The following is a 4,472-nucleotide window of genomic DNA, read 5'->3' as shown; positions in this document are numbered from 1 at the left end:
CGCCGTGCCGGGGGGCGCCCGACCACACCGCTTTCCCGACCGTCGACGAGCTGAACCGACAGCTGGAGGAGCTCCGCTCGATCCACCCCGACATCATCCGGGTGCAGCGGATCGGCACCAGCCGCCTCGGCGAACCGATCAGCTTCTACTCGATCGGCGAGGGTGCGCGCTCGGCGCTGGTCGTGGGTGGAGTGCACCCGAACGAGCCCATCGGCTCGCTGACGATCCTGCACCTCGTCGAGCAGCTCACGTCGGATGCCGGCTTCCGTGAACAGCTCGACACCATTTGGCACGTCGTGCCGTGCGCCGATCCGGACGGGATGCGGCTCAACGAGGGGTGGTTCGCCGAGCCCGCCGACCGCGAGCGTTACGCCCGGGAGTTCTTCCGTCCGGCCCCCGACGAACAGGTGGAGTGGACGTTCCCCTTCTCGTACAAGAAGGCCTACTTCGACGCGATGATGCCCGAGACGCAGGCGCTTGCTCGTGCGATCGACATCGCCCGGCCGCACCTCTACGTGCCGCTGCACAACAGCGAGGGGGGCGGCGCGTACTTCTACCTCTCACGTCCGCTTCCCGCGCTGTACCCGCTGCTGCACGCGTTGCCTGCGGCGCTCGGCGTCCCGCTGCACACCGGCGAGGCGGAGGGGGCGCACTTCACCGTGCTCGCCCCGGCCATCTACGAGATGGGCACCCTTCAGGACGCCTATGACTGGACCGAGGCGTATGGCCTCGACCCCTACCCGCCCGGCTCGGCCGGTGACGCGTCGACCTCGTATGCGCAGAAATACGGCACGCTGTCGCTGATCGCCGAGCTCCCACAGTTCAGCGATCCCTTCGCCGACGACACGAGCGAGACCGCGACCCGCTATCCCGACGCGCTGCGGGAGTCGGGCGAGCGTCTCCAGGCCGCGGGCACCGCCCTCACCACCCTCATCGCGCGGGTGGAGCCGCACCTGCGACTGGACACCCCGCTGCTGCGGGCGGCCCGAGTCTTCGCGCCTGCCGCGGGCGCCGCGGGCAGCGAGCACCTCGCGCGGGCGGATCAGGAGGCCGACCGTCCGGCCACGGCCTCCGAGCTCGAGGCGCTGTCCGGTGTCGTACGCCTGCACCGACTGCGCTGGGGTGGGATGCTCGCCCGCGCTCTGCGTGCCGAGGTCGACGCGGGCACGGCAGCACCCGAAGTGCGCCGAGTCGCGGTCGAGGCGCAGGAGCTGTTCGACGGTTGGCTGGAGGAGGCGCTCCAGGCCGGGACGTCGATCCCGCTGCCGCTGAGGGCCGTGGTCGGCGTGCAGTACGGGGCGATCCTCGCCGCTCACGCCCAGCTCGAGGGGGCCGGCCGGTGGGTCTCGGACTGAAGCTGCTGCAGCGGCTGGCGGGCTTCGCGATCGTCTTCTTCGGAGTGACGTTCATCATCTACTTCACGGTCTTCAGCCTGCCCGGCGACCCGATCCGCGCGCTCGCGGGGGACCGGCAGCTGCCGCAGTCCGTGATCGATGCGCTCAACGCCCGCTATCTGCTCGATCAGCCGCTGTGGGCGCAGTACACGAACTACATCGGCAACCTGCTCTCCGGCGACCTCGGCGTGGACCTGCGAGGCCGTCCCGTTGCCGATCAGCTGGCCTCGCGGTGGGGTGTGACGATCACCCTCGCCCTGACGGCCTGGACGATCCAGATCGTGCTCGGGCTCGCGGTCGGCATCGTCTCGGCCCTGAAGCGCGGCACCGTGATCGACCGGGGGTTGCTGGTGATCTCGATCGGTCTCAGCTGCATCCCCGTCTTCGTGCTCGGCATCACCGCGCAGATCGTGTTCGGCGTGCGCCTGGACTGGCTGCCGGTCGCCGGCATCCGAGAGGGGTGGCCGATCGCCTACCTGCTTCCGTCGCTCGTGATCGCGCTGTTCGGGCTGGCGTCCGTCTCGCGACTGGTGCGCGGATCGATGATCGAGAACCTCGACGCCGACTACGTGCGCACCGCCAGGGCGAAAGGCATCGGGGAATCCCGCGTCATCGGACTGCACGTGATGCGCAACTCCCTGATCCCCACCGCCACGTTCCTTGCCACCGACCTCGGATTCCTGCTCGGTGGCGCCGTCGTGATCGAGGGCATCTTCAACCTTCCCGGCGTCGGCAACCTGCTGTTCCTCGCGATCCGCGATCACGAGGCGACGCTGGTCGTCGGCATCTCCACCGCGCTGATCATCATCTTCCTGCTCACCTCGCTGATCGTGGACGCCCTCCACGCGCTGCTCGACCCGAGGATCCGTCGTGGCTGACCCCCTGAACCCGACTCCGGGCACCGCGAAGATCACGGTGCCGAAGACCATGAGCCTCCCGGTCGCCACGCGCCGCGACGGCGCTTGGCGGATGCTGGTGCGGCGGCCGCTGTTCTGGATGGCCGCAGTCGTGCTCCTGGTCGTGGCGGCGTTCGCCGTCGCTCCTGCGCCCTTCGCGGCACTCTTCGGCAACGGCGACCCCCGGGCCTGCGACCTCGCCGACAGCGCGAAGACCGCGCGTGAAGGGCATCCGTTCGGGTTCGACCTGCAGGGCTGCGACATCTGGGCCAATGCCGTCTACGGCGCGCAGAGCTCGCTCGCGGTCGGCTTCCTGGCGACCGCGATCGCCCTGGCTGTCGCCCTCGTGCTGGGCACGCTGGCCGGTATGGGCGGCTCGGCCGCCGATTGGGTCGTCTCCCGCGTGACCGAGGTGTTCCTCGGTTTCCCGTTCCTGCTCGCTGCGATCGTCGTGCTCAACATGCTCGGCGCGCGCAACGTCCTGACCGTCGGACTCGTGCTGGGGATCTTCGGTTGGCCGATGATGGCGCGGCTGATGCGCGGCTCGGTGCGCTCGGTGGCCAAGGCCGACCACGTGCTCGCGGCGCGCACGATGGGGCTGAGCACCGGACGGATCGTCTCGCGCTACGTGCTGCCGAACGCCGTGCAGCCGGTGCTCCTGCTGGCGACCCTCACGATCGGCGCGGTCATCGTCGCCGAGAGCACCCTCACCTATCTCGGCGTCGGACTCTCCGCGCCGGCGATCTCGTGGGGACTGCAGATCGCTGCCGGATCGCGGGTGTTCCAGGCGGCGCCGCACGTGCTGGTGCTGCCGAGCGTGATGCTCGCCCTGACCGTGCTCGCGATCGTCGCGATCGGCGAGGAGCTGCGCAGCGTCTTCGATCCGAGGGAGCGACGGTGAATGGCATGCTGATCGGAACGCCGCCGAAAGGGGAGAGACCATGACCGAGGACAACGCCGCCGCACAGCGCGAGGAGTACCGCCGCCAGTTCGCCGAGGAGATCTCGCTCATCTGGGAGATGGCCGGCACCTCCCGCATGGACGGGCGGGTGCTGGGCTACTTGATGATCATGGATCGCCCCTACATCTCGTCGTCCGACCTCGCCGCGGCACTCGGCGCCAGCACGGGAGCCGTGTCCATGGCGACCCGGCGGCTGATCGACACGAACTTCATCCGTCGCCACTCCTTGCCCGGCGACCGGAACCACTACTTCATGGCCGAGGAGGACCCGTGGGGCAGCTTCCTGGCCAACGAGCGCCGCTACTTCGACAGGCAGATCCGCTCCCTCGACACGGCCCTGCGCTGGCTGAGCCCGAACGAGACCGACGCCGCCGTGCGTCTGCGCAACGGCCGCGACTACCTGGAATGGGTGCAGGACTACCACCACAAGATGCTCGCCGACTGGCACGAGCACAAGCGCGCTCGCGACGCGGGCGAGGACGAAGCGTGATCGATGGATGCCACTGAATCCGTTCTGCGGGTGCGCGACCTGCGTGTGACGTTCGGCACCCGCGATCGCGTCGAGATCGTGCACGGCCTCGACCTCGACGTCGCTCCCGGCGAGGTCGTCGCGATCGTCGGCGAATCCGGGTCGGGGAAGTCGGTCACGGCGCTGTCGGTCATCGGCCTGCTGCCCGACGGCGCACGGGCCACCGGCTCGGTGCAGCTGCACGGGCGTGAGCTGCTCGGGCTCACACCGCGGGAGCTGCGCCACGTGCGCGGTGCCGAGATCGCGCTGATCTCGCAGGACCCGGTCGCCTCGCTGAATCCGGTCTTCACGATCGGGTTCCAGGTGGTCGAGGCGGTCCGGGCCCACGATCGCTCGCTGAGCACGCGGGCGGCCCGCCGCCGGGCGATCGAACTGCTCGAGCTGGTCGACATCCCCGACCCCGCCCGGCGCATGAAGCAGTACCCGCACGAGCTCTCCGGCGGGCAGTGCCAACGTGTCGGCATCGCGATGGCGCTGGCGTCCGACCCGCAGCTCCTCATCGCGGACGAGCCGACGACGGCGCTCGACGTGACGGTGCAGGCCGAGGTGCTCGACGTGCTCTCCCGGCTCGGGCGGCGCGAAGGTCGGGCGATCCTCCTGATCACGCACGACATGGGCGTCGTGGCCGACCTGGCCGACCGCGTGGTGGTCATGCGCCACGGAGCACTCGTAGAGGAAGGCTCGGCGCGCAG

At 69.9% G+C, this 4,472-nt stretch carries 5 protein-coding genes; all 5 read left to right on the top strand.

The annotated features are described in order from the left end of the window. A partial coding sequence (locus ACNPM4_RS05080; RefSeq protein WP_448984911.1) for a M14 family zinc carboxypeptidase occupies nucleotides 1–1,355 on the top strand: 1,355 nt, incomplete at its 5' end. Continuing rightward, complete coding sequence (locus ACNPM4_RS05075; RefSeq protein ID WP_301111597.1) at nucleotides 1,340–2,272, top strand: ABC transporter permease; 933 nt, start codon at nucleotides 1,340–1,342, stop codon at nucleotides 2,270–2,272. The genes ACNPM4_RS05080 and ACNPM4_RS05075, both read left to right, overlap by 16 nt. Continuing rightward, nucleotides 2,265–3,191, top strand: a complete 927-nt coding sequence (locus ACNPM4_RS05070) for an ABC transporter permease (protein WP_448984910.1) — start codon at nucleotides 2,265–2,267, stop codon at nucleotides 3,189–3,191. The genes ACNPM4_RS05075 and ACNPM4_RS05070 overlap by 8 nt, the downstream gene beginning before the upstream one ends. 40 nt (nucleotides 3,192–3,231) lie before the next feature. Continuing rightward, nucleotides 3,232–3,741, top strand: a complete 510-nt coding sequence (locus ACNPM4_RS05065) for a GbsR/MarR family transcriptional regulator (protein WP_051662391.1) — start codon at nucleotides 3,232–3,234, stop codon at nucleotides 3,739–3,741. A 3-nt stretch (nucleotides 3,742–3,744) separates the two neighbouring features. Next, on the top strand, nucleotides 3,745–4,472 hold a 728-nt coding region (locus ACNPM4_RS05060; RefSeq protein ID WP_448984909.1), incomplete at its 3' end, for an ATP-binding cassette domain-containing protein.

It is taken from the genome of Microbacterium umsixpiens (assembly GCF_053543675.1).
Note: the sequence above shows the minus strand (reverse complement) of the source record. Positions and strands in the feature narration are given on the sequence as shown.